At 56.8% G+C, this 24,652-nt stretch carries 19 protein-coding genes; 9 read left to right on the forward strand and 10 right to left on the reverse strand.

Annotated features, from left to right (window positions below):
• Nucleotides 1-265: 265 nt before the first annotated feature.
• Both FHS27_RS17555 and FHS27_RS17560 read right to left on the reverse strand, forming a co-directional pair.
• Complete coding sequence (locus FHS27_RS17555; RefSeq protein ID WP_184306190.1) at nt 266-1,543, reverse strand: hypothetical protein; 1,278 nt, start codon at nt 1,541-1,543, stop codon at nt 266-268.
• Nucleotides 1,540-2,856: an HlyD family efflux transporter periplasmic adaptor subunit gene (locus FHS27_RS17560; RefSeq protein ID WP_184306191.1), complete on the reverse strand. Its 1,317-nt coding sequence runs from the start codon at nt 2,854-2,856 to the stop codon at nt 1,540-1,542. Before FHS27_RS17560 ends, FHS27_RS17555 begins: the two co-directional genes overlap by 4 nt.
• Before the next feature lie 561 nt (nt 2,857-3,417).
• Here FHS27_RS17560 and FHS27_RS17565 point away from each other — a divergent pair.
• Nucleotides 3,418-5,517, forward strand: a complete 2,100-nt coding sequence (locus FHS27_RS17565) for a glycoside hydrolase family 172 protein (protein ID WP_184306192.1) — start codon at nt 3,418-3,420, stop codon at nt 5,515-5,517.
• 1,240 nt (nt 5,518-6,757) lie between these two features.
• Here the strand turns inward: FHS27_RS17565 and FHS27_RS17570 are convergent.
• Nucleotides 6,758-7,699, reverse strand: a complete 942-nt coding sequence (locus tag FHS27_RS17570) for an RDD family protein (RefSeq protein WP_315854608.1) — start codon at nt 7,697-7,699, stop codon at nt 6,758-6,760.
• Nucleotides 7,700-7,847: 148 nt separating this feature from the next.
• Nucleotides 7,848-9,113, reverse strand: coding sequence for a DUF1559 family PulG-like putative transporter (locus FHS27_RS17575; RefSeq protein ID WP_449224079.1), 1,266 nt, complete (start codon nt 9,111-9,113; stop codon nt 7,848-7,850).
• 593 nt (nt 9,114-9,706) lie between these two features.
• Between FHS27_RS17575 and FHS27_RS17580 the strand changes: the two genes are divergently transcribed.
• The 3 genes from FHS27_RS17580 (at nt 9,707) to FHS27_RS17590 (ending at nt 13,241) form a co-directional block, all read left to right on the forward strand.
• Nucleotides 9,707-10,267 (forward strand): hypothetical protein, encoded by a 561-nt coding sequence (locus FHS27_RS17580; RefSeq protein ID WP_184306193.1) that lies wholly within the window; start codon nt 9,707-9,709, stop codon nt 10,265-10,267.
• A gap of 251 nt (nt 10,268-10,518) precedes the next feature.
• Entirely contained in the window at nt 10,519-11,730 is a 1,212-nt protein-coding gene (locus FHS27_RS17585) for a cytochrome c family protein (RefSeq protein ID WP_246420031.1), read from the forward strand.
• A gap of 326 nt (nt 11,731-12,056) precedes the next feature.
• The gene (locus FHS27_RS17590) at nt 12,057-13,241 is read left to right on the forward strand and encodes an LptF/LptG family permease (protein ID WP_184306194.1); all 1,185 of its coding nucleotides are present in this window, start codon (nt 12,057-12,059) and stop codon (nt 13,239-13,241) included.
• 292 nt (nt 13,242-13,533) lie between these two features.
• On the opposite strand, the gene FHS27_RS17595 is transcribed toward FHS27_RS17590, so the two are convergent.
• From FHS27_RS17595 to FHS27_RS17605, 3 genes are all read right to left on the reverse strand, one after another.
• Nucleotides 13,534-13,707 (reverse strand): hypothetical protein, encoded by a 174-nt coding sequence (locus FHS27_RS17595; protein WP_184306195.1) that lies wholly within the window; start codon nt 13,705-13,707, stop codon nt 13,534-13,536.
• Between the two features lie 108 nt (nt 13,708-13,815).
• Complete coding sequence (nth, locus tag FHS27_RS17600; protein ID WP_184306196.1) at nt 13,816-14,469, reverse strand: endonuclease III; 654 nt, start codon at nt 14,467-14,469, stop codon at nt 13,816-13,818.
• 116 nt (nt 14,470-14,585) lie between these two features.
• Nucleotides 14,586-15,560 (reverse strand): serine O-acetyltransferase, encoded by a 975-nt coding sequence (locus tag FHS27_RS17605; protein WP_184306197.1) that lies wholly within the window; start codon nt 15,558-15,560, stop codon nt 14,586-14,588.
• A gap of 15 nt (nt 15,561-15,575) precedes the next feature.
• Between FHS27_RS17605 and FHS27_RS17610 the strand changes: the two genes are divergently transcribed.
• Nucleotides 15,576-15,770, forward strand: a complete 195-nt coding sequence (locus FHS27_RS17610; protein WP_184306198.1) for a hypothetical protein — start codon at nt 15,576-15,578, stop codon at nt 15,768-15,770.
• Between the two features lie 217 nt (nt 15,771-15,987).
• On the opposite strand, the gene FHS27_RS17615 is transcribed toward FHS27_RS17610, so the two are convergent.
• On the reverse strand, nt 15,988-16,467 hold the full coding sequence (locus tag FHS27_RS17615; protein ID WP_184306199.1) for a hypothetical protein: 480 nt from the start codon (nt 16,465-16,467) through the stop codon (nt 15,988-15,990).
• Between the two features lie 303 nt (nt 16,468-16,770).
• Between FHS27_RS17615 and FHS27_RS17620 the strand changes: the two genes are divergently transcribed.
• Nucleotides 16,771-17,262 (forward strand): hypothetical protein, encoded by a 492-nt coding sequence (locus tag FHS27_RS17620; RefSeq protein WP_246420034.1) that lies wholly within the window; start codon nt 16,771-16,773, stop codon nt 17,260-17,262.
• Nucleotides 17,263-17,635: 373 nt separating this feature from the next.
• On the opposite strand, the gene FHS27_RS17625 is transcribed toward FHS27_RS17620, so the two are convergent.
• Complete coding sequence (locus FHS27_RS17625; protein WP_184306201.1) at nt 17,636-18,436, reverse strand: response regulator; 801 nt, start codon at nt 18,434-18,436, stop codon at nt 17,636-17,638.
• Between the two features lie 520 nt (nt 18,437-18,956).
• Here FHS27_RS17625 and FHS27_RS17630 point away from each other — a divergent pair.
• On the forward strand, nt 18,957-19,127 hold the full coding sequence (locus FHS27_RS17630) for a hypothetical protein (RefSeq protein ID WP_184306202.1): 171 nt from the start codon (nt 18,957-18,959) through the stop codon (nt 19,125-19,127).
• A gap of 570 nt (nt 19,128-19,697) precedes the next feature.
• On the opposite strand, the gene FHS27_RS17635 is transcribed toward FHS27_RS17630, so the two are convergent.
• Nucleotides 19,698-20,186: a hypothetical protein gene (locus tag FHS27_RS17635; protein WP_184306203.1), complete on the reverse strand. Its 489-nt coding sequence runs from the start codon at nt 20,184-20,186 to the stop codon at nt 19,698-19,700.
• 233 nt (nt 20,187-20,419) lie between these two features.
• Here FHS27_RS17635 and FHS27_RS17640 point away from each other — a divergent pair, with 233 nt between their 5' ends.
• Both FHS27_RS17640 and FHS27_RS17645 read left to right on the forward strand, forming a co-directional pair.
• Nucleotides 20,420-22,027: an ABC transporter permease gene (locus FHS27_RS17640; RefSeq protein ID WP_184306204.1), complete on the forward strand. Its 1,608-nt coding sequence runs from the start codon at nt 20,420-20,422 to the stop codon at nt 22,025-22,027.
• A 93-nt stretch (nt 22,028-22,120) separates the two neighbouring features.
• On the forward strand, nt 22,121-24,652 hold the full coding sequence (locus tag FHS27_RS17645) for a DEAD/DEAH box helicase (protein ID WP_184306205.1): 2,532 nt from the start codon (nt 22,121-22,123) through the stop codon (nt 24,650-24,652).

Genomic DNA, 24,652 nt, shown 5'->3' on the forward strand with positions numbered 1-24,652 from the left:
CAACAAGACGAGTTGCTCCATCGGCGAGACGCGTAGGATCATCGCCGAGCGTGAGAGAAGTCTCTAACCGTCCTAGAAAGGATACTCGAACACGGTCGATCAACCGAGCCTTTCAATTGCAGCGGGCCCGGTCGGCGAAGTCAACCGCTGCCGAGCCATTCGGGACCACCAAACACAAACGGTGGACACGAAACTTGCTCGGGTGAACGGTATCGTGCGGAGTTCTCGGCTCGGATCGTGGCCGTGCCCGCCTTTTTCGGCGGGCTTATTCCGCCGGCAAACAACGTTGCAATGTCATCAGTGCCATCGCGGTGCCGTAGGGACGGTGGTAGTCGTACAGCGGATAGTCCCACCAACATCCGTTTTTTTCCTGCAGAGGAACGATCAAGTCGGCCAACATCGCTTGGTACGGTCCGCGCTGGGCGACGGGCAATTCGTCGATGCACATCGCCGCGTAGTAGTGGCCGAAGTAGTAGAAATAGCCGGCGACTTGAAACCATGATTCGTGCGGGACCGGACGTTTGCGTCCGATGTCGAGCCATCCGTTTCGTTCATAGAGGCGATACAACCAATGCTTCAGCACGTTGTCCGTCACTGCGGTGTCGCCCCAGAATCGCAGCGCCACGTTGCAACACTGCGACCGTCCGAGCGAACCGCCGGGACGATTGATTTCTCGCATCGGGCGATCTTTGAGGTATTCGCCGTACAGATAGGTGAAGTCGGGCTTTTGTTGGCGATGGATCGCGGCGACGGCCCGTTTGACAACGTCTTCGGGGGGATCGATTCCGATGGACTTCGCCCGGTGCATCGCGACCAACGCCGTGCCGCCGACAAAACTGATCGAACTGGAGGTCGGACGCTTGGCTTGATAACGCATGTCGTAGTAGCCCCATCCGCCATCGACCGATTCGTATTTCCTCAGCATTGCGAACTGTTGCTTGATCAGCGATTCGATCTCTGCCTGTCGATCGGTGTCTTCGCCATGATGCCGGTGCAAATGTGCGAGAGCTTCGATCGCGTAGGCGTGGCCCCACACGTTGTACAACGCGGTACCGTCGGCGCGGCGGAGTTTCGGCAGAAAGTCGAACAACCAGGCTTCGCTTCGTTCGATCGCCTTTTGAACGGATGCGTCATCGGCGCCGCCGCATTCAAGCAGCGCCGACAGACACAGCGATGTCGTCGCGGCGCGGAACGCGTGGTGGGCACCGGGGACGGGCGCGTAGATGTTCAGATCCTTCGTGTTGGTTGGCGAACCCCACGAGCCATTCGGGTTTTGGTCATCGATCAAAAATTGGACGCCGTTGCGAATCGACCGCGTCATGGTCTCTACGCTCGGTGATTCGACGTCCGGTAGTACCGGCGGTGTGCGAAAGTCGAGCTTTTGCAAACGCGTTTGGTTCTGCGTAGGCTCCGCGATGACTTCGGTGGACGAGGTGTCATCGGCGAACGATGGGTTCATGCCGACCCATGATGCCGTCACGACCATCATCACGACCAGCGAACTCGCCGTCGTGTTATGAATCCCATGCTGTGCGTGGATCATTTTTTGGCCGCCTTTTTGGTGCCGGCTTTTTGGCTTTCCACCGTTTTGTCCTTGGCGGACTCGTCTTCTGGACCGTCGTCGTTGGGAGATTCAAATTCGATGCTGCATGTCATCCCGGGGACAATTTCAGTTTCGCCCACTTTGCCATCGATCTCGACGACACACTCGATCTTGTTCGCCGCATACGGAACCTTTGCGATTGATTGCAGCGTTACGGGGATTTGCAAACCGGGGAACGACTTCGGTGTCGCGGAGCCCTTCATGCCACTCATGAGTTTGCCGCGCTGTTCTTCGCTGACCGTCGACGCGATGCGCAAACGTTGCGGCTGAACGATCGTCGCGAGCACTTGGCCGACGGAAACTTTGGACTCGGGTTCCAGAGTGCTCGGTTTATCACCGATGCGTCCGCGAGTGATCTTGCCGTGGTAGACCAATCCTTCGATGGGTGATGTTAGGACGAGGGCACGACGTTCGGCTTGCAATTCTTTGAAGTCGGCCTGCTGTTTCTCAAACTCAGTTTGTTGTTTGCGTCGTTCGATTTCACGTTTGACGCGAGCCGATTTGAGATTTTGAATTGCTTTGGCGAACGCAAGTTCTGCTCGCGTGAGTGCCGCCTCTTGCTTCTCTTGTTTCGCAGGGATCGTTTGGTCGAGGGTGCGTTCGGCACGGGTTTTGGCCAACTCCAAATCAAACTTCGCACGTTCGACTGCTCGCCGGGCACGCTTGAGAACGATCTCTTCGGACTCTTCGGTTAAGTCGTCCTCTTCATACATTTGCTCGAGTTGGTTGAGTTCCTCTTGTACGTACTCGAGTGATTCGTGGGAACGTTGCAGTTGCACTTCGGTCGTGCGGATTTGCTGCTCTCGGTCCACGTTGACGAAGTTGTCGTACGCCTGCCGGGCTTCTTTGCGAGTTAACTCCGCGTCGCGGCGATCGAGTTCTTGTTGTTCGACAAATTGCTCGAAAGCGAATTCCGAATCTTCGAATGCGATCTTGGCGAGTTCCAAATCGATTTCCGCTTTCGCGATTCTTTCGTCGATGTCTTTGGTCTCAAACCAAACCACCGTGCCGCCCTTCTTGACGCTCGCTCCGTGATCAAGGATTCGTTTGATCACGAGGGAATCGATCTGTTCCAAATCGGCGGTGATCTCGTGCGACTTCTTCGCTTCGAAAACGCCATCGATTTTGACTGTTTCGGTTTGGGAGTCGGCCGGCTCCGTGGCTTTTGGGGCACTGTCGTCAGCGAGAACGGGCGAGATCGTCAGCAGTAGGAGGGAGAGAACGGAGAGGCAGCGATTCGGGAAGGTGGGCATTGAGGAATCTCAAATGGGGAGGCGGGAAAACGTTCCCACTATCTTGATCGCCCATGACACCCATGTCCACAAACGCGATGGATAAGACAGACCGTCGGCCGAATATCCGCCACTACGGCATCTTCCAGAAATCTATATTTGAAAAGAGTGACAGGCAGTGGTTTTGGAGGTGATTCGGTTAATGCGTCGACTTAATTTTGGCGATGTCGTCGAAATTCTGCAGGCCTCCGCAGGATGAGAGGCTTTGGGCAGAACGGACTCGCATGCGAATGGGATTGGCGGATCGGCTTCATGAACGAGGAGGCCTGTCCGATATCGTGATTGATCGGGTGGGGATGCCGAATCGTGCGACGAGCGGATGCCGGATAGCTTGATCGATTTGCGTTGAGGATTCCCTTCGTGTGCGGTCTAGCGTCGCGGTGGGGATCGAACACAAACAGTGGACAAGATTGGTGGGGTGAATCGGGATATGATCGATGATTCATGCCCGAAATCGACCACTGCGAGTCCACCCTGCGCCAGGTCGTCTTCCGATCGCAACCCCACCAAATTCCCCGCACCATGAAAATCATCCTTCCATCGCTGCTGGCGATGCTGTTCGCTGTCTCCGGACACGCCCCCGCGTCTGAACCGGTTTCAATTCGATCTCTGCTCAACGAGATGGTGGATCGCGATTCGGTCGCGAAATTCCCCGAGTATGAGTTCCGGCTCAAACAACACAGCAGCTACAACCGGGCTTCGAAGACGCCGGAGGACGAAGAGGGGTGGTTCAACAATATCGATCGCAATACGAACGACAAGGATAAGAACTTCATTCGTATCGAAGAGAACAACGGACAGAAAGAATGGGTGTTGATGGATCACGAAGGTCCCGGTGCGATCGTTCGCACGTGGATGCCGTTTCTCAGCCCCCACCGACCCAATACGAATATTCGGATCCGTGTCTATCTCGACGGAGCGACTGAGCCAACTCTCGAGGGCAACATGCTGGGGCTGTTCGATGGAACGGGCCTGATCCCGTATCCGTTTGCCCACAAATCGCTGCGTTCGTCGGTTTCTTTTTTTCCGATCCCGTACGCCAAACGGTGCAAAGTCACCACGACGGAGCGTCCGTTCTTCTTTCAGTTTACGTTTCGCGAATATGCCGCAGAGACACCTGTTGAGACTTTCACGATTTCCGGTTTTAAAGACGCCGAATCGCATATGGATCGAGTCGGAAAGATGTTGACGAATCCGGAGGTCACCGTCGCTCAACCGTCTCAGTCCCTGAACGCGACGCTCGCCGGGAATTCCGAACGATCGATTGACCTGCCGAGCGGCACCGCATCGGTTCGATCTCTTTCGGTCAGGTTGGGCAGTTATGAAAAGCCGTCCGTCACGCGTTCGGTCGTTTTGAAAATGGAGTTTGACGGTCGTGAGACGGTTTGGTGTCCGGTCGGTGATCTCTTCGGCTCCGGCATCGGGTTGCACCCGTTCCAGGGTTGGTATCGCACGGTCGCGGACGACGGCACGATGTCCTGTCGTTGGGTGATGCCGTATCAACAGTCCGGCAAAATTTCGTTGGTCAATTTGGATAATGAGCCGATCGACGTGGACGTAAAAGTTCAAACGGGCGAATGGACATGGGACGACCGATCGATGTATTTCAACGCCGCATGGCGGGGCCAGTATCCCGTGGCAACGCGGCCCTATTCCGATTGGAATTATGTGACTCTCAAAGGCCGCGGGGTGTACGTCGGTGACACGCTGACCGTGATGAACCCGGTGGAAAAATGGTGGGGTGAAGGCGATGAAAAGATCTTTGTTGACGGCGAAGATTTCCCGTCGATCTTTGGCACCGGTACCGAGGACTACTATGCGTATTCATGGGGCGGAATCAGTACCGACTTCTACGAGCATCCCTTCCACGCGCAGCCCCGCAGTCACGTTTACAACCGATTGAAACGCAAAACATCTAGCGAACGAAATACGCTCGGATACAGCACCGAGACTCGCACGCGTGCCCTCGACACGATGCCGTTTGGTTCGTCGTTGCAACTGGATATGGAGATCTGGTCGTGGTCGGATTGCGAAATGGGCTACGGCGTCGGCATGTATTGGTACGGTGATGCGGATACCCGGTCCAACCGCAACCCCGAGCCCGCTGAAGCGTTGAACGTGCCGCCGATTCCCGTGGCGACCGACAACGATACCGCCTCGTCGGGGGCGTCAGGTGGGTTCCGCGAATCGCTCGAATTCGAAAAGCTCGAACTCGTTTCCAAACCCAAACGCGTCAAGATGACTCCGCAATCGCTGGGGAGTTACAAAGGCAAATGGAGTCGCGGCGGTCATGTCTTGGTGAAGGAGACCGAACCGGGGGACGTGATCGAATGGACGATTCCGGCAAAAGGTTCGGTCGCGGAGACGTTGGTTCTCAACGCGACAAAGAGTTATGACTTTGCCATCGTGAGCTTCACGGTCAACGGGATTCCGGTCGATTCAAAGATCGATTTGTATGCCGAAAAACCGGCCCCTACGGGCGAGATCAAACTCGGCGATTTCACGCCCATCGATGGTGCCTACGTGTTGCGAATGACGGTCGTCGGCAAGAACGACGCGAGCTCAGGTTTCCGTCTTGGAATCGATTGCATTACCCGGCGTCCGGTTGCCGAGGGCACGTGAGTTTGTTGGGAGTGTTGGTTGGGCGAACTCGCACGGGTATCCCGGAGGGATTGAAGAGAGTAGCCGTAGGTCGCGTAGCGCACCTACGGATGCCGTGTAGAAACGGATCTTGTCGACCCCGAAGGTGGTCGTAGAATCGGGCGTGTTGTTTGTGCGACCGCCTTCGGGGTCGGGAACGCGGTTTGTTTTTTGGTTCCGGCAGTGTTCGCTTCGCTCGACTGCCGGCTACTGTCTGTAACGCCTTCGGCGTATGCGAGCTTTTGGCGAGGTTTGGTCTGGTTGGATTGGGGATGGAGTCGTTGTTGGGTTTTGTAGGCCGGACCGAGCAAACGTGGTTGGTGCCGGAGCGGCGGACGTTTTGGAAGCGTTCTGGGTTGGTTGTTTGGTTCTGATGTTGGCTGTTTGCACTATTCGGGCGCGGGAATGCGTCCTTGATCCGGCCTACTTTGGTGTTGGTGCGGGGCCGGGCGAGCGTTTGGTTGCCCTGGACTCGCGAGGGTATCCCGGAGGGATGAAAGAGAATAGCCGTAGGTCGCGTAGCGCACCTGCGGATGCCGTGTAGGAACGGATCTTGTCGACCCCGAAGGTGGTCGTAGAATCCGGCGTGTTGTTTGTGCGACCGCCTTCGGGGTCGGGGACGCTGTTTGTTTTACGGTTCCGGCAGTGTTCGCTTCGCTCGACTGCCGGCTACTGTCTGTAACGCCTTCGGCGTATGCGAGCTTTTGGTGAGGTTTGGTCTGGTTGGATTGGGGATGGAGTCGTTGTTGGGTTTTGTGGGCCGGACCGAGCAAACGTGGTTGGTGCCGGAGCGGCGGACGTATTGGGACGCGTTTTGGTTTGGTTGCTTGGTTTTGATGTTGGTGTTTGCGCTATTCGGGCGCGGGAATGCGTCCTTGATCCGGCCTACTTTGGTGTTGGTGCGGGGCCGGGCGAGTGATTGATTGCGTTGGATTCGCGCGGGTATCCCGGAGGGATAAAAGAGAGTAGCCGTGGGTCGCGTAGCGCACCTGCGGATGCCGTGTAGGAACGGATCTTGTCGACCCCGGAGGTGGTCGTAGAATCCGGCGCGTTGTTTGTGCGACCGCCTTCGGGGTCGGGTGCGCGGTTTGTTTTTTGGTTCCGGCAGTGTTCGCTTTGCTCGACTGCCGGCTACTTTCTGTAACGCCTTCGGCGTATGCGAGCTTTTGGCGAGGCAACCACTCGTGGCGAGGTTTGCTTTGGTTGGATCGCTCGCGGCTTTCTATCTCTTGACGCTGCGGCTGGTGACGACGAGGGTTCCGGCCATGATGTCGTGTTCGGTGATGCCTTCGTTGGAGAACAGTGACCACATGTCTTGTCGGGCGTAACGGGCACCGAGGAAGGGGATCATGCATTTCAGTTTCCATCCGATCCATCGCACCAGAACACCTTGGTGGAACGTTACTGGTCGGATCGTCTCAGCGTCAACGATCACGAGGCCAAAGACGAGTTTGCCGATAGACTGTCCACGGAGTGAAATCAGGAGTGCGGTCAGTGCAAAGGCGGCGAGCAGTGAACCGCAGATCGCCGCGATCAGCAGGAGATCGTCGTTGGTCAACGGAACGTCTTCGTCACCGAGCGTGATGTCCATGCCGAGAGCGATGGAAAGGATCCGTGGAATGAGCGCGGCAAAGAAAAAGAGGCTCGCATCGAAGAAGTAGGCACCCAGGCGACGAGGGAGCGGGGCGAGTTCGGCTTTTTGCTTGGCGTCGTTGATCGCCATCCGCTTCTTGTCAGCATCGGAGACGTATTCGTCCGTCGCGTCTTTGGCTGGCTTGTTCGCTTTGGGCATCGAGCCGGGTTTGGGCGGCAGGGCGACCGGTTGCAGGTCCGATTCGGTCAGCTCGTCGAACAAACCTGCGTCCACGCCGAACGCGTTATTGGAGGCCGGGCGTGCGGCGACCGGGGTCGGCCGAGCCGGTGCGGGGCGCGTCTGGGCGGCGCGTGCTTGGGCGGATGCGGGTTGGCCTGCGGTGCGGGCGTTGGTTGCGCCGGCGGCTTGCGGGCGGCGTTGGGCGGGCGCGGAGGCGGCCATTGCTGGGGCGGCGGCGGTTTTCGCGGCCGGGACACGCATCTGTTTGCCGCACGGGCATTTGACGACCTTCCCGGCAGCGGAGTCAGGAATTTTGAGTGTGCGGGCGCACCCCGGACATTTCAGTTGCACGTGGACCAACCTTCGGCGAAGGAGAAACGAAAGAGACCCGCAGTCTAACTCATCACCGAGAAAAACGCATCAAACTCGATCGCAAGGAAACAAAAAAAGGCGGCACCCGGATAGGTGCCGCCTGATGTGATTTCAATTCAAGTGACGATTAATATGCATCATCGTCCAAGATGAATTCTGGCCACGGCACGTCGCTAGCTTTACCACGAAGGGTTAGCAACGCCTGATAGACCCTGTAGTCAACCGAATCGGTGATGAAACGAGTACCACCATCTGCCATGCCAGCATTCACGCCGTCTGTGTGCGCTGAGGACGGACGCGCCAAGTCGGTCGCGTTTGTCGCGACAATCGTTTCGACAAAAATATCTTCTGCCGTTGTTGCGCCACGGCCATTGACCAAGTGTTTCGCATTTACCGCTACAGGAGTTCCATTGCTCCAAGGCATCGTCGTTACTGCAAAATCACTGTCCTCATAATGCCAAACCATGCCGTGGACAAATCTGGAGCTGTCTGGGTAGTTGACCGTTGCTGCTGCAACGTAGGCGCCGTTAATTAGACCAGGGCGGTTCCAGGGCAACGCCTGCACATTTTCGCTGAACAACATTGTATTGCCCTGGCCGTCTTTAAAGTCGTCTAGTCGTACTTTCGGTCCAGTCGCTCTATCACTATCGCCGGCGAACTTATTGTTGAAAGCTCCGTTCGCGCGTTTCATCGAGTCCTCAAATTGCTCGTCAATAGTAGGAGATCCGCTGGTCGCTGGAGGGAGAGGTACCATCCCATTGTTCGTGACGTAGCTGTTTCGTGCGTTTTCTGAATCGCTATTTGGATTGCTGGGGCACTGCATAATCGCGAGATTGGGGGCTGCCAAACTGTGGAAACCATCCCCAGCACTGCCTGAAGTACCATCAAACTCTCCCCCGGTGCTGGTCAAAATCGGGTAGCGGTCCTCTGTCCAATGTTCATATGTGGGCTGTGCGTCAAGCCATGGGAAAAGTGCAACAGCCCAGGTACCAAGCTTTACGTGGTTTGCGGGCGCAGTTCCTGTGGGATCAGATGGATCGGTGCCAGTTGAATAGTTTCCGTACTCTTGAACATACCCAGGCAATTCGCCCTTCGCGTTTTCGTGCTGGATTGCAGCCAATGCCAAGTTCTTCAACTGGGTTGAGCACTGGTTACGACGGGCGGTTTCCCGGGCGGCGTTGACTGCGGGGATGAGGAGGCCCATCAGGATGCCGATGATCGTGATGACCACCAACAATTCGACAAGCGTGAATCCGGAACGATTTGTTTTCATCTGAGGTGGGTCCGATGCGTCGGGGGAGAGAAGAAAGAATAGACCGGCGGCGCGCAGTGAACGCGCAAACACCGCTGCTGATTGGTTTTCGGTGTCGATTATACCCGGATCCGGGTTCAAAATGCAACTGTTTCTTCTCATTGCGTGTCCAGGATGGACGTAATTCCCGCCATAAATAGCCTGCCAACCCCCGTTTAAGGGATTCACAAACGTCGATGTCCGGTTCGCAACTTTTTCCACGCGAGGGGCATTGGTGGCGGGGCTCTCTCACGGAATGACGCGATTGAATCTCGCCAAATGCCAGCAAAGATGGCGCCGATTCGGGCGCAGGTGTGGATTTCAGTCTTCGTGTGACCTGGACAAGGCGGGATCGGAGGGCCGGCAGGGGGAATCCACCGCAAAAAAACACCGACGCGTTGCGTTGGTGACGGTTCTCGCCTACCCGCCGTGCGTGCGCAGCCTCTCATGTGAGTTGGACATTTAGTTTGTTGTGATCGGATTGACACACCCCATTGAGCTGTCGAGAAGGTGTTACCACTGGACCGATCCGGATAGTGCGCTAACATCGATGGAACTTGTGTGGCGGACGAGTCCGCTACCTGGCCATCTCGGGTAGGGTTCAATGCGTTGTCCAGGTCAGGTGGCTTGGACGGATTGAACCGTCTGTGTATTCAGTTTTCCCCCCACCTCCCCGCTTCATGGAGAAGCCCAGTATGACTCGATTCCTGTTTTCCCTCGCCGCTCTTTGTCTGTTCACCGCCACGACCGTGTCCGCCGATGAGACGTCGAAAGGCCTCTGCGCCGGTGACAACATCAGCATGTTCTTGGTGACCAAGGTCGCGGGAGCTGAGGACGACGGCGTGGAAACCGGCGCGACAACGTGCTATCGCTGCAAGTACGGTCAACGTCCGATGGTGATGGTGTTCACCCGTTCGGCCGACGGCAAAGTCGCCGAGTTCGTCAAAGAACTCGATTCGACCGTCGCCAAACACTCCGATGATCAACTCAAGGGTTTGGTCACGTTGATCGGTGGTGAATCCGACAAGTTGACCGGACAAGCCAAAGAGATCGCGGGCAAGGTCGCTGCCAAACACGTGCCGATCGTCGTCGCCAAAGACACCGACAACGGTCCCGCGAGCTACAAGTTGGACGACAGCACCGCCGTCACGGTTGTCTTGGTCAACCACTCGCAAGTCGTCGCTCGTCACGATTTTGCGGCTGACGCGATTGATTCGGCGGCCGTGATGACTCAAGTCAACGAGATGTTGAACTAGAGCGTTCTGAAACCGCCTTCAAACTGGATCGCAACCACGTTCGCCCGAGCGTGGTCGATCTTCCCGTGACGGTGGCTTGGGTATGGCCTGAGTGCTGATGCCGGTGACGTCCTGTTTTCTATAAGAGAGTGGGGCGATCGACGATAAATTCGCCATTTGAGGCGGATCGAACGGTTTTTTAGCCGCGCGATCCGCCTCGTTGCATTTCGTGACCTAGCGTTTAACAGATTCTTTTGTTTTCGACGCTTTTGATGGTTACTACGATGGATTTGCAGGCCAACCTCTCTCGCAATTTTCAGCCTTCCGCCGTGATCGCTGGGATGATCATGGGGATGCTCCTGATCACTTGGGCCGATTCGGGGACGATCGAACCGCTCGGAATCCGCCCTGTCCCTGACGCCTCGCGTGGGCACGATCTGCCCGAAGTGACGCCGACGTTGGAAACGGTCAATCCGTCGGAAACCGACATCCCGCCGTCCACGCAGACATTGATCGGCGTTGCCGCGCAGCCGACGTCTTCGGCAGGGGCCGCAGCCGCGCCGGTCGATCCGCATTCGGTCATCGGCAGCGAAACGTGTGTGAAGTGTCACGAAAACGAAGTCAAAGTTTGGCGTTCGACACCGCATCATCGCACGTTTGACGAGTTGCATCGCCGTCCGGAAGCCAAGGAGATCGCGGCCCGTTTGGGCATCCGATCGATCAAGCACGATGGCCGATGCGTCAATTGTCACTACACCCAACAAGTCGATGCGGGCAGCGGGAACGTTCACGCGATCGAAGGTGTCTCATGCGAATCATGCCATGGAGCCGCGAAACGGTACCTCGATGTTCACCACGATTACGGCGGCGAACACGTGACTCGGGCGATGGAAAGTCCGCAGCATCGTAGCGATCGGTTGCGTCGCAGCATCGAGTTGGGCATGCGTAACCCGGTCAACGTTTACTTGGTCGCCCAAAGTTGTTTGCGGTGTCACACGACCGCGGATGAAGAGTTGGTGAATGTCGGTGGGCACTCGACGGGCAGTTTGGAATTTGAATTCGTATCATGGAGCCAAGGCACGATTCGGCACAACTTTGTCCGCACCGATGGTCGTCAGAACGACCCGAGTACGTTGGGGCGGCTCCGGTTGATGTTCGTTTCCGGAATGATTGCGGAATTAGAGGCCGGTTTGCGAGCCACAGCGATCGCGACCGAGAAAGCCAAATACGGAATCACGGCGGCACAACGCACCGATCGAGCGGCCAAGCGGTTGAAGAGCGTTTCGCAGAAAGTTTCTTCGCCGTTGCTCGAAGACATTTTGAGCGTTTTCAGTGGCGTGAAGTTGCGGCTCAACAACGAGGCCGAACTGAAGCGGGCCGCCGACGCGATCGCATCACTCGGTTACCGTTTCGCATCGGACACCGACCCGGACAGCCTCGCGGGTATCGATGCCTACATCCCACCAACGGATCGTTGGAAATAACGTCTGCGTGGAATCACGCGTGAAACGATGGGCGTGGAACTCGTCTGTTGGCATTGCTCTCCGCAGAGTGCGGTTGACCTGATCTTGCGACGACGCGGTGTGTCAGGGTACGTAGAGTGGGTTGTTTTCCCGCGAGTCGACCCACGTCAATCAGCCATGTCAGTTAACCATGTCAATTACTCGGCCGGACCGATGAGTTGGCCGGAATGATGAGTCAGGTGAGTTGACGAGTCGATTGGCTCGGCTGAGTCGGTGATTGGGAAACAGCGGTATTGGTGTTTTGTGCGTTTTCGCAGCCGTTGAATCCACGCTTTAGATTTCATGTCGTGACGAGAATCGACCGTTATATCCTGATCCTGTTTTTGCGCACGGTGATGGTGTGTTTTCTGTCGTTGGCAGGCATCTTTATTGTCTTTCACGCGTTCACCGCGTTCGATGATCTCGTCAACCAGACGCGTCGCGGCGACAGCCTGATGTGGGTGCTGGTGCGGTTCTATGGTCCGTATCTGATCATGTTGTTCGACATGACGGGCGCGATCATCACGTTGATGGCGTTCCTGTTCACCGTCGGATGGCTTCGCCGGACCGGCGAATTGACCGCCACGTTATCAGCGGGAGTTTCGCACGGTCGGATTTTTCGCCCGATGGTGGTCGCTTCCTTGGTCATCATCACGGCTCAGTTCGCCAGTCGTGAATTGGTGATCCCGCACTTTCGCAGTTCCCTGACGATGAAGGCGGAAGACCTTAATGGGGAGATCGAACAAGCCGTGCGGCCGACGTTCGATCAGTTCGCGGGCGTTCTGATCGAGGGAGCTCGGTTGAAAACGAAAGCCCGAACGATCGAAAAGCCGAACTTCCGAATTGACAGTGAGTACGAAGGGTTTGGGGATCTGCTGATCGCGGATGACGCCGTTTGGATGGAACCGGGCGAGTCGCGTTCGCCGCGCACCGGAATCGTCGAAGGTTTAACGGGCGGGCCGCCCGTGCGTGGGTATTTGTTGCACAACGTCAAACGTCCCGAGTACATTGATCGGATTGCCTCGGTCGGGCGCGAGGATCAACCGATTTTGATGACCTCGGCGGACCAGTCTTGGTTGGGACCGGGAGAGTGTTTCCTGGCCACTTCCGTGCATCCGAACATCTTGCATACCGAAGACACGGCCACGCGTCTTGCGTCGGTTTGGGAACTCAGCGGACGGGTTCGCAACCCAGCCGTCCACAGCAGTCTTGCGCTGCAGACTCAGGTGCATGAAAGAATCGTCCGTGCGCCGTTGGATTTTGGGCTCGTGATGTTGATCTTGCCGTTGGTTGTCAACGTTCGCGGTCGCAAACTGTTTGTGATGATTGGTTCCGCCGTTGGGATGGTGCTCGGGTTCTTTGCACTGAAGACTCTCGCGAGCGCTCTCGGCGGCAGTGGCACGTTGTTCACACCGGGCATCGCGGCGTGGTTGCCACTATTGGTGGTCTGTCCGATCGCGTTTGTACGGCTTCGGGCGGTGCAGAACGTTTGAACGTGTACTCGTTTCGGTGTTCCGCTCGCCTTAGCGAGACTTGGCTCCATTAACGTTGTTGAACGACGCATTCTCAGAGGTTGGCTTCAAGGCTGATGCCGTGGCGATCGCGAGCATCGCGTCCGCCGTCTAGTGAGAGCCGTCCAGTGAGAGTGGAGACGACGATCGTAGATACCTAATTCCGAAATGTCGTGCGCCGACGTGCACTTCGACCCGTCGGTGGCATGAAATCGATCTCGTTGAGGTGTCATGTGCCAAACGCTGTGCGAAAATGCTTCGGGCACCGGAATGTTTACAGTACGTAGAAATAGAAGGCGATCGCGCCCATGATCACCATCAATACGATCAAGTAGGACAGACCGACGAGTGCGAACGGTGCTTCGGGAGCGGTTTCGCCCAGCGGTTCATCGTTGGAATGAATCGAATCAGAAATCTGTTCGCTGATAGGTTTTTCTTGAGTGGCCATGGTGCGGTCTCCATATCGTGTTTTCGGAAGGCGGCTTGCCTACCGTTTTCACTTTAGGAGTAGCACGTACCATGCCAAACAAAGATCCGCGGCCTGGTTGGGGCTCGGTTAGGGCTTTTTCCATTCGACGGGTTTTCGCCGACGAGGGTAGAGTTCGCGGCACAATCCGCACTTGGTGCCGTCGCATCCTCGCGCGGTACAGTGTTCACGCCCGTAGAAGATGATCTGCAGATGCAGTCGGTTCCAGCTCGATTCGGGGAACAGAGTTTTGAGGTCGCGTTCGGTTTGAACGACGTTCTTGCCCGACGAAAGTCCCCATCGTTGTGCCAAGCGATGGATGTGAGTGTCGACGGGAAAGGCCGGGAAACCGAACGCTTGTGACATCACGACGCTGGCGGTTTTATGTCCAACGCCTGGTAGCGCCTCGAGCTCTTCGAATGTTTGTGGAACGACGCTGCCGTGTTTCTCCACAACGATCTGTGATAACCCGGCGAGCGACTTCGCTTTTTGTTTGGACAACCCGAGCGGCCGAATGATGTCGAGAATTGCCGCCTCACCGAGTTCCATCATCCGCTCGGGCGTGCCCGCGACCTCGAACAGGGCCGGCGTGACTTCGTTGACCTTTTTGTCGGTGCACTGGGCACTGAGCAAGACGGCGACGAGCAGCGTGAATTCGTCGCGATGATCCAACGGGATCGGCGGGTCAGGATAGAATTCGTCGAGACGCTGCAGTACCAACGTCGCGCGTTCAGATTTCAGCACCGGGGCGTTTCACTTTCGTTGTTCGAGCGAGGGTGTCGCCACATCGGCGCGATCGCCTCACTCCGGTGAGTTTTTGTTGGCAACGCAACGTTCGTCAAAACGTTTGGATCGAAACGCTAGATTTGGAAGTTGAGTTCCGGTGCGGTTTCGTCCTTGCCGTCTTCGCTGCCACGGACGCGTAGTTGCGGTTTCTCCAGGACGACGGTCGTTCCGGGAGAGACGCTGCGTGTGATCCAAACACTCGAACCGATCACCGAGTCGCGTCCGACGACCGTTCGTCCGCCCAGGATGGTGGCGTTGGCATAGACGACGACGTTGTCTTCGATGGTCGGGTGACGTTTTTGGCCGCGAATCAGTTGCCCGTCGGCATCGGTCGGGAAGCTGAGTGCCCCGAGTGTGACGCCCTGATAGAGTTTGACGTGTTGTCCGATTTCGCACGTCTCGCCGATCACCACACCGGTTCCGTGATCGATGAAGAAGTAATCACCAATCGTTGCACCGGGGTGGATGTCGATGCCCGTCTGTTGATGGGCCCACTCTGTCATCATTCGAGGAATGAAGGGGACGTCGAGTTGGACGAGTTCGTGAGCGATCCGGTAAACCGTGATGGCTTCGAAACCGGGATAGCAGAACACGATTTCGTCGGTCGTTTGGCAGGCCGGGTCGCCCGCAAAGGCGGCTTCGACGTCGGTCGCGAGCGTCGTGCGAAGTTTGACGATGCGTTTGAGCAGTTCGATGGTCATCGCCTGCCCCTTCGCTTCGAAATCAATTTCGTCGACGCAATCATCGTGCTTTTGCTTGACGCGATGTTCGTGACGCAGGGCACGGCCGATTTGCACGGTGAGTTGATCGTGCAGCGAGTCGATCAGTCCGCCGACGTGGTATCGAATGTTGCCGGCGTGAAGGTTGGTGTTCCGCCGGTATCCGGGGTAGAGGATGTCCTTGAGGTCGAGCAGAATTCGGACCACGGACTCGTAGCTCGGCAGGGGACAGTGGCCGAGATGATTGATCGAATCGTCCGCGGTGTAGGTCGCGACGATTTCTTCGGTCAATTCGGGCAGAGATTCCTTCAGTCGGAAATCGGAAGCCATCGCAGACTCACCTCAATGAACAACGGATCGATGAAAAGTGGCCACGCACGTTGGGACGCGTCGAAGGCCGATGGGCCGTTCACGCTCGCAGCGGCGTTTAGTGTCTCGGCTAAGGTTGGGGCGGTGCGGCGTCGCGAATGTCGTCGCGACACTCGGCCCGTCACGCGATGGGTGGGAGCTCTTATCGAGTTCCGCCGCCCGGTTGCTTAGCGGTAATGCAGTCGTCTCATTCTATGCGGGAAGCACACCCTCACGGTGTGCTTGCATTAGGGACCCGATTAGCGGGTTCCGGTTCGGATGAATCGATGATCAAAGGACGAATCGAGTTCGCTGCGGTCGGCAACCTGAGTGGGCGGCAGGTTTTTTGCAAATCCCTGCTGCCCAATTGTCGTTTGATCTCAATCTAGGATCCTTCTCCTCCGGCGAATCAGGGGCCGATCGATGGCGGGTTGGCCATCAAGAAGTCCCGCGGTCCGCGGTGGGTGTAGTACGGGTAGGCGACCTGAGCGGTCGGTGCACCGGCTTGGAACGGTTGGCTCGCGACGGCGGCACCGGCTTGGTGGCCGAGGCAGCCCGGGTTCAATTGCGAGCTGTAATCCAGTCCGCCTTGTTGCCAGCCGAGTGGGCCGGCTTGGCAACCGGTGCGTCCGCAACCGGTATGGCAACCGGCGATCCGGCCGCGTGCCTTGCTGAGCAACCCGCCACAGCGGCCGTTGTTGCACGACCCGCAATCACCGGTGCTGCAGGTTCCGGTGTTGCAGCTGCCGCAGTCGCCGGTGCTACAGGAGCCGCAATCGCTTGAGACGTTTGCACAGCTCGAACATCCGCCGCGTGTGTTGTGGTGGAGACATCCGGTGCTGAGGGCCATCACGCCCAGCATCGATCCGATTAAAAGCCAACGATTCATTCTCGAATCCCTCTACCTTGCGGTCCAATGTATTAAAGTGACGCGATTCATTCATCGCGGGTCAGCGTCAATAACGGTTTCGGCTCGAAACATCACTGCGATACACACAATCGCTGCAAGCAGCACCGAACGCATCAACCCACCCCCGCACAAATTACCTAGACCTCCAAGTGGACGGCGGTGGATCGAAAAACCGCCTGAATTCCGTTACCATCGGTTCGTTCAGAATGCCGGGTGGCCAGTCGAAAGCACGGCCGTGGCGATCTGCCGCGACGGTTTCAAGGCCACAGTGAAGGAAAATCTATGAGCGAAGCGGACGTCCACAGCATCGAATCGCTGGGCGAGTTGCACCGGGCGGTCGATCACCTCAGCGAGCGGCTGATGCTGCAGGGCTATCAATTGCGAGCCGTCGTCTCGAACGCCGAGCGGCATTTCACGCAGGAATGTCCGACGTACTGGCGAGGCCAACTGCGGCGAGCCGAGCAGCGGCTCAGCGAAGCCCTCGATAGTCTCAGCCGGAAACAGTCCACGTCGCGATCGGGCGAAACGGTAGCGGCGACCGAAGAGAAGAAACAGGTCGCGCGGTGGACGACGCGTGTGCGGTTGTGCCACGAACGGATCGATCGCGCGCGGACGATCGCGGTGGAGATGGAACAGAATTGCGACAAGATGAAAGGCCCGATCGCGGACCTGATGGAGCTCGCCGAAGTCACCCTGCCGCAAGCATCGACACGGCTGTCGGGTCTGATCGCCCGGTTGGAAGCCTACCAGAACAATCTGCCGCCGAGCGGATGAGTCGCACCGATTGGGGAATTGCGTTCGGGCCGGTGCGATGCAATCGACGGGGCGCGTGTTGACCGAGCGGATGAGGTTGTGAAAACCGTCCGGTCGCTGCCGCCTCTTGCGGCAGGCGACCGGACAAATTTTGCGGCGAAACAAATGCCTCGTCCTCGTCCTTGAGGAAAGTCCGCAAAATCAACTTTTAGTTCAACACAGAAAGAGCCTTTCGTTGTCGCAATCAAGCTCTTCCAAATATCCTCGACATCTCAGCAATCCGCAAAACAGGCAACCGCTCACGATGCCTTCCATCCTCCCGTCACCTGTGTTCCTGTTACCTGTTTTCCTGTCACCCTTTTCCCTGTCTTCACGTCACCTCTCCCCCGCTCATTCATCTAGCAAGAGTTGCCTCTGCGGGTTGTTGCATGTAGCGAATCAATCCATCCGTATTGAGTGGTTTGGGGAACCAGCGGTCGACTCCGTCGCTGCCATGGCTGATGCCGAGTTCTCGAGGTGACGTGCCGCTGGTAGCGACGATTCGCAGATGGGGTGACGCATTGATTCGTCGCAGGGCTCGCACGGTGGATGCGCCATCGCCGTTGGGCATCCGCATGTCGATCAGAACGAAGTCCGGCCATGGGTTGGATGCGAGATAATTCAGGGCGTCAGTGCCGTCGCATGCGGTCGCGACTTCGCAGCCCCGCATCTCCAGCACGCCGGCCAGCAATTCGCGTTGGTCCGCGTCGTCCTCGACCAAGAGGACTTGAACGTTGCGTTTTGGTTGCGTTGTTGCGAGAGCCTCTTCAATGGCTTTCGCCTCGGCCTGTTTGCTGACGTCTCGTTCGATCTTGTCGAGTTGTTTGAGGACTTGCAAGAAAGTCACATTGGCTTCGTCAGTCATGCCGGCGTCCATTTGTTGCCGGTAGAACTTAAGGCCCAGGTTAAGTGTGTTGAGTTGGTTTCGAAGTTCATGGAGATTGTCGCAGGCCGATCCCCATGTCTTTTCAAAACTCGCGACGTCGAAGGTTTCTTCCTCCGTGCCGTCAACCAACTCTTTTCTCACGATGCGAATCTGCGGCGGTGCATCAATGCCGACACGCGCCGTGTGCCGGTCCGTACGAAGAATCGAAATCGTAACACCGAGTCCCGGAAAGAAAATGGACTCGTCTGATTTACGCGATAACACGAGCATGAATGAACTCCGTTTCGATGTTCGTCACCACTGTGCCCGGGGGCATTGGAAGGTAGACGAAACCGATGTGACTTCCGATTGAAAGTTGACGTGATGTCTGTCAGCAAGTAGCCACTTCCGTGCCCGCGTTGCAAGAGCGTCGTGCCCAACTCGTTCACTTGCATATGCAAATGTTCCGCCTTTGTTGTTGTGAGTCAATACCTGATTAGCTGAAAATTGAGCGTCAAGGATTATCGCGTTCGTTAAGACGTTAACGTGCAAGGTGAATCGGTTGTTTGAGAGGGGCGATTGGTTGGTTGCATCTGGCTGTTCGCATGACGTTATTTGGGTTCGCATTGGTATCCGTGACGGAACCAAATCGGGAGTCGTTTGCAATGTTCACGGTGTCGAGGAACATACGCGGTGTCAACGAATGCGTCGTACGGTGTTGTCATCACGCAGAGGCTTTTGTCGATGGGCTCTTTGTGTCTTTGCGATTGGGACGCAAGCGTTTTAGTGCAGGTTTTGCGTGGATTTGTCGATGCGAGCGTCTCAGTCGCAGTCTGCCGTGAGCATGGCAGTCTGCTGTGAGAATGCATACTTTGATGACGTGGACTTCGTTGGCATGGACTTTGGAGATGCGGACTTTGGTGACGTGGTTGCTTCGTATGAGGATGACACGGGTGCGTCGTTTGATGCGTGTCGTCAGTGAGTTTGATCGTCTCTCTAGTCGCTCCTGGTTGTGCGTGGGGTTGTCGCGTTTTGGTGCGGCATGGGGGATTTCCCTCGACTTGATGTAGTCGGCGATCAAACGACCTCTCGATGTGCTTTTTCGATGTGTCGATGTCGTCATCTCGTTCGAGCCTATCAGATCCATTCATTTGGCCGGGAAGACAATGGCTGGGAGCATCTCGGGGAATGTGGTCTTGGTGATCGACGAAACAGACGTGATTCCTTGTTTGACAGACTGCCTGTTTGAGGCATGCATGTGATGGGTGCATTCGGAGGTCGCGGGAAGCAGCCTTGGGAGATGGGGCCGTCCGTGTGGCAGATGAAGTCAATTCATTGTTTGTGGAGGACGCCTCTCTCGGCATCCCCGCGATGGGGCATGTGCCGAACAGGCAAGAAACTGTCACCGGTCCCGGGTGCATGCGCGGGACGGTTTTTGATTGCCTCATGAGATTTCGGGTGACTGCGTTTGGCGGGCCAAGCAGTAAATGGTTCCTTCTTCGATGACCTTTTCCGCCAATCTCGGTTTGGCAACCGGTTGCGTCAATGGTGATCAAACCTCCGGGAATCCTGATGATTTCGAGAAGTTTGGGACGCGGTGATCTCGTTGCTCGTCGTGTCGAAGGGCGTTTGTCCAACCGTGAAACGATTGACCGTAGCCCACGCACTGGTCATGTGAGTGGCCGCTTCGCCTTTCGCCAAATTGCAACTGCGACTCGTGACTGCGTCGAAGAGTGTTGCCATCGGCCGCGATGACCGGTGCGGCGGTGATCGTGTGCAGTTCGGTTAGCCAGGCAAGCAGCATCGGATCAGACTCTTCGGGCTTGATCGCGTTGACAATTGCGTTGAAGCGATCGTGCGAAAGAACACCGGCGGACATGTCTGGAAATACTGCGAACCAATTCTTCGTTATGTTGGCAAAACCGGCGATTGCCGCACCGATCGCCATGAATTGTGCATTGGCCAGTGGATAGGCTGGAACACCATTGCGAGAATCAGTGACGTTTTCAAGTTTGCCGATGAGAGAGGCAGAGCGATCCATCGTTAGCAATCCGGGCGAGTTGTTTTGCCCGACTGCTAGCACCTGGTGATCTAAACGACGAATCGTTACTCAGTGCCACCATGATGCCCAGCGTTCATGATGCCCAGCGTGGCGCAGTCGCTCTGGGGGAAGAGTCCCACGGGTGTGGCCCCGTCGCGAGTGAGATTCGGTATACTCGACGAGATCTTTCGTTGACGCGGTTGCCACTCTTTGGTCGAAAAGTTCCTTCACGCATGAGCACAATCAACGCTGTTTCCGACGAAATCGTTCCGCTACCAGCACCGGATGTGGAATCGAAAAAAGACGTTTGGTTGCGTCGGATCGACGATCTCGCGGAAAAGTTTGGTGACGCGACCAATCCGATTTTGATCAAAGAGACCCGCCAGGCTCTCAAGAGCCGGCAATTTGTGATCACGTTTTCGGTCCTGTTGGTGGCGGCGTTTGCGTGGACGGTCGCGGGCAGTTTGTCGTTGATGCCGCTGATCTACACGACACCCTCGGCCCCTCGAATGCTGATCGGGTATTACGTGGTGCTCGCGCTGCCGATGTTATTGGTGGTTCCGTTGGCCGCGTATCGTTCGCTCGAGGCGGAGATCGATGACGGGACGTTGGAGTTGCTGTCAATCACGGCGCTGAGCCCGTGGCAGATCGTGTTGGGGAAATTGGCCAGTGCGTCGTTGCAGATGATGTTGTACCTGGTGGCGCTGTTTCCATGCGTTGCTTACGCGTACACGCTGCGTGGTGTCGATTTACCGACACTGGGTTTGATGATGGCGGTGTTGATCACCGCGGCGCTCGCGTTGACTGTCGTCGCGTTGTCTTTCGCACCGCTTGCACGCGGACGGACAGGGCGGATCAGTACGCTGTTGGTCGTGTTGATGGTGTTGTTGCTGGCCGAATATTTGGTCGGCAGTGCGGTGATCTTTACGATCCTCTATGGGAACCCGTTGACGATCGGATGGACGGTGTTTTTGTTGGTCACGGCGATCCTGTTGACGATCTCGATCAGTCATTTGTTGTTGACGACCACGGCGGCTCAGTTGACACCCGAGAGCGAAAACCGCAGCAGTGGGATTCGTTGGTCGATCCTCGCGTTGACGATCTTGATTTTCGCCTTCAACGCGTTCTCGATCGAATGGATTCGTGAGGACCGCGAGCAAGTTCTGTTCGTCTTTTTCCCGTCGTCGTTGTTTCTGGCGGGATTGTGGACGTTTGCCGGTTCGATGATGGCGGCGGAGTCGTCGGCGATGACGCCGCGGATTCAACGAGAGCTGCCCGGGAATTTGCTCAGTCGTTTGACATTGTTGTTCTTCACACCGGGGCCGGCGACAGGGTTGGTGTTCGCGTGCTTGGGGATCCTGCTCGTGATGACGGCGTCGTTGGTGGGGTTGGAACGGATTCAGGATTTCGGCAGCGTGCTGCGGCCGAGGGAGTTCACGATCCTTCGAAACCTGATCGTCGCGTATTCGAGTTACCTGATCGTTTTCTTGTTGCTCGTTCGCGGGATCGTGGCGCTCGTTCGGATCAATAATCATCCACGGGTGGAAGTTGGCATGGCGGCGTTGATCGCGATCGCGGTGTTGGCCGCGTTGGTGCCCTATTCGATCGGCCTGCATTACAACGATTATCGACAATACAGTTACAACGGATGGCAGATCACGAATTGGGTTTGGACGCTCGGCGTGACACTCGACAATCAGCCGCCGCAATGGATCATGGAGACGGCGGTGGCGGCGATGTTGATCGCGTTGCTGGTCGCGATCGCCACGGTCGGGCGGCGAGCACTCGCCATTCGGACGGCCACGCCCAAAGCGGTCTTGGAAGCACAGCGGAACGCGTAGTCACCGCAATTCCTTTTTCGGCCGAATCGAGGTGCATGGCGTATCGAACACCGGCCCTACGGGGATGGGCCGTGATCGGATAAGATTCTCAGCATGAATGCACCCGAATCGTCGCAGCCCCTTCCCGACCGTGATACGCTCGCCAGCGAGTATTTTGAAACGCTGCCTTACCAGCCGTATCCGGTGCAGGAGGAAGCGTTGTTGGCCTACTTCACCGGCGACCCGGAAGCCACCGGCGGTCACGGTGTGCTGGTTTGTGCTCCGACCGGGACCGGTAAAACGCTGATCGCCGAGGCGGCCGTTTACGAGGCGTTGCGAGCCGGAACGCGGATGTATTACACCACTCCACTGATTGCGTTGACGGACCAAAAACTCGACGAACTGAGAGAGTCAGCGGTCCGGTGGGGATTCTCGGTCGATCAGGTTGGGTTGGTGACCGGCAACCGAACGGTCAACCCGGACGCTCCCGTGTTGGTCGTCGTTGCGGAGATTTTGCTGAACCGGTTGCTTAATCCGGAACAGTTTTCGTTTGACGACGTGTCGTGCGTCGTGATGGATGAGTTCCACTCGTTTAACGATTACGAACGTGGCATCGTTTGGGAATTAACATTGGGCCTGTTGCCCAAGAGCGTTCGGTTGTTGCTGCTCAGTGCAACGGTTGGTAACTCGTTGGAGTTCACTGGATGGCTGCAGCGGGCCCATGGAAAGAATTTGCAACTCGTTCAAGGCACCGAGCGAAAAGTGCCGCTGCAGTACGAATGGGTCGAAGACGAGCTGCTGAACGACTTCGCCGAAAAGATTGCGGCCGGCGATCTCGAGTCGCGACGAGTTCCGGCGTTGATGTTTTGTTTTTCGCGATCGCAGTGTTGGACGACGGCCGAAATGCTAAAGGGCAAATCGCTGATCGATAAATCGCGACAGAAAGAACTCGCGGATATTTTGAACGCGGCCGATTTCTCATCGGGAGTCGGTCCGAAACTGAAGCAGATTTTGATGCGAGGCGTGGGCGTGCACCATGCGGGTGTGTTGCCCCGGTATCGCCGCATCGTCGAAGAGTTGTTTCAACAGAAATTGCTGAGCATTTGTGTGTGCACCGAGACGCTCGCCGCGGGGATCAACCTGCCCGCGAGAAGTGTCGTGTTGCCGTGTTTGTTGAAGGGGCCGAAAGACAAACGCAAGCTCGTCGAGTCCGCGTCGGCTCACCAGATTTTTGGTCGCGCCGGACGTCCGCAGTTTGATGACCGTGGGTACGTGTTCGCGCTCGCACACGAAGACGATGTGAAGTTGCATCGGTGGCGTGAGAAGTTTGACCAGATTCCCGAGGACACAAAAGATCCTGGTCTGCTGCGGGCACGCAAACAGCTCAAGAAAAAGATGCCCAAACGACGTGCCGGTGAGACGTATTGGACGCAGTCGCAGTTTGAACAGTTGCAAACGGCGAAGTCGGCGGACTTGGTGTCCCGGGGGCGGTTGCCATGGCGATTGCTCGCGTACCTGATTTCGAAGGACAACCAGATCGCACCGATTCGGGATCTCGTGGGGCGACGTTTGATGCACTCATCAGGGATCGAAACAGCGCAGAAAGAATTGAACCGGATGCTGATCACGCTGCACAATTCAGATGCCATTGTGCTCGATCCGCCACCGAAGGCGTTGAAGGAGAAACCGAAGGCTCCCCCCAAACCGCAAACGCCTGGTGAGAAAGTACGAGCCTTGGAAGCGGAGGCGGCCGCGCCTCCGGCGACGGGAGGTTTGTTCGGCGAATTGCTCGACAACATGCGGGGCGACGATGCGGCGCCGGTTGAGGACACCGAAGCGGAAGACGAGCCGGTCGATGAGGCCGCCGCGATCAAGCAACGCGGGTACGAACTCGAAGACTACACGCCGATCACGGCTACCCCTAAGAATCGGCTGCAACGGATCGTGCAGTTGAAGAGCATCAATCCGTTGTTCGGTGTGTTCATCGCCGACTTGCTCGCCACGGCGGATGATAACGAACGGATCGCGGTTCTCGAGAGTGTGCTCGACGTGCCGGGAACGGTCGCTCGGTTCACCCGCATGCCGCGGATCGAAGAGATGCCGCCGGGAACGTTGGCGACGACTTATCTCGATCCTTTGTTGTTGCAGCGTGGGCTCGCGACGACGGAGGAACTCGGTGGTACGAGTGACGAGGAAGAGGAGGAGGTTCGCGACAAAGGGTTCGGTCGCGTGATGTTTGAAGAGCCTCGTGTGTGGCCGCTCACGATTGGTGAAAAACTACTGCGACTGTTTCGAGACGATTACCCTCGCGTGGACGACGTTCGTGTGCGACCGGTTTGGATCGTGGGTGAGTTGATGGAGTTCGGTGGCGATTTTGATAAATACGTCGTCACTCGCAAATTGCAAAAAGAAGAGGGCATTCTGTTTCGGCATTGTCTGCGAATGATTTTGCTGCTCGATGAGATGGCGAACATTCCGCCGGAGAACACCACGGTGGAAACGTGGGAGGATTGGCTCGACGATCTGGCCGACCGACTGACCGAGACGTGTCGCAACATTGACCCGCAAAGCACCGACGAGATCCTGCAGAGCACCGGTGCGGAGGCGGAAGATTTGTCGATCGAACGTGGGCGGCGAAATGGTTGA

The organism is Aporhodopirellula rubra (genome assembly GCF_014192335.1).
Lineage (GTDB): Bacteria > Planctomycetota > Planctomycetia > Pirellulales > Pirellulaceae > Rhodopirellula > Rhodopirellula rubra.

Bases quoted from the DNA above. Each gene is read 5' to 3' on its own strand.
- FHS27_RS17555 (WP_184306190.1), bottom strand. From the start codon at position 1,543: ATGATCCACGCACAGCATGGGATTCATAACACGACGGCGAGTTCGCTG.
- FHS27_RS17560 (WP_184306191.1), bottom strand. From the start codon at position 2,856: ATGCCCACCTTCCCGAATCGCTGCCTCTCCGTTCTCTCCCTCCTACTG.
- FHS27_RS17565 (WP_184306192.1), top strand. From the start codon at position 3,418: ATGAAAATCATCCTTCCATCGCTGCTGGCGATGCTGTTCGCTGTCTCC.
- FHS27_RS17580 (WP_184306193.1), top strand. From the start codon at position 9,707: ATGACTCGATTCCTGTTTTCCCTCGCCGCTCTTTGTCTGTTCACCGCC.
- FHS27_RS17585 (WP_246420031.1), top strand. From the start codon at position 10,519: ATGGTTACTACGATGGATTTGCAGGCCAACCTCTCTCGCAATTTTCAG.
- FHS27_RS17595 (WP_184306195.1), bottom strand. From the start codon at position 13,707: ATGGCCACTCAAGAAAAACCTATCAGCGAACAGATTTCTGATTCGATT.
- FHS27_RS17605 (WP_184306197.1), bottom strand. From the start codon at position 15,560: ATGGCTTCCGATTTCCGACTGAAGGAATCTCTGCCCGAATTGACCGAA.
- FHS27_RS17610 (WP_184306198.1), top strand. From the start codon at position 15,576: ATGAACAACGGATCGATGAAAAGTGGCCACGCACGTTGGGACGCGTCG.
- FHS27_RS17615 (WP_184306199.1), bottom strand. From the start codon at position 16,467: ATGAATCGTTGGCTTTTAATCGGATCGATGCTGGGCGTGATGGCCCTC.
- FHS27_RS17620 (WP_246420034.1), top strand. From the start codon at position 16,771: ATGAGCGAAGCGGACGTCCACAGCATCGAATCGCTGGGCGAGTTGCAC.
- FHS27_RS17625 (WP_184306201.1), bottom strand. From the start codon at position 18,436: ATGCTCGTGTTATCGCGTAAATCAGACGAGTCCATTTTCTTTCCGGGA.
- FHS27_RS17630 (WP_184306202.1), top strand. From the start codon at position 18,957: ATGCGAGCGTCTCAGTCGCAGTCTGCCGTGAGCATGGCAGTCTGCTGT.
- FHS27_RS17635 (WP_184306203.1), bottom strand. From the start codon at position 20,186: ATGGATCGCTCTGCCTCTCTCATCGGCAAACTTGAAAACGTCACTGAT.
- FHS27_RS17640 (WP_184306204.1), top strand. From the start codon at position 20,420: ATGAGCACAATCAACGCTGTTTCCGACGAAATCGTTCCGCTACCAGCA.
- FHS27_RS17645 (WP_184306205.1), top strand. From the start codon at position 22,121: ATGAATGCACCCGAATCGTCGCAGCCCCTTCCCGACCGTGATACGCTC.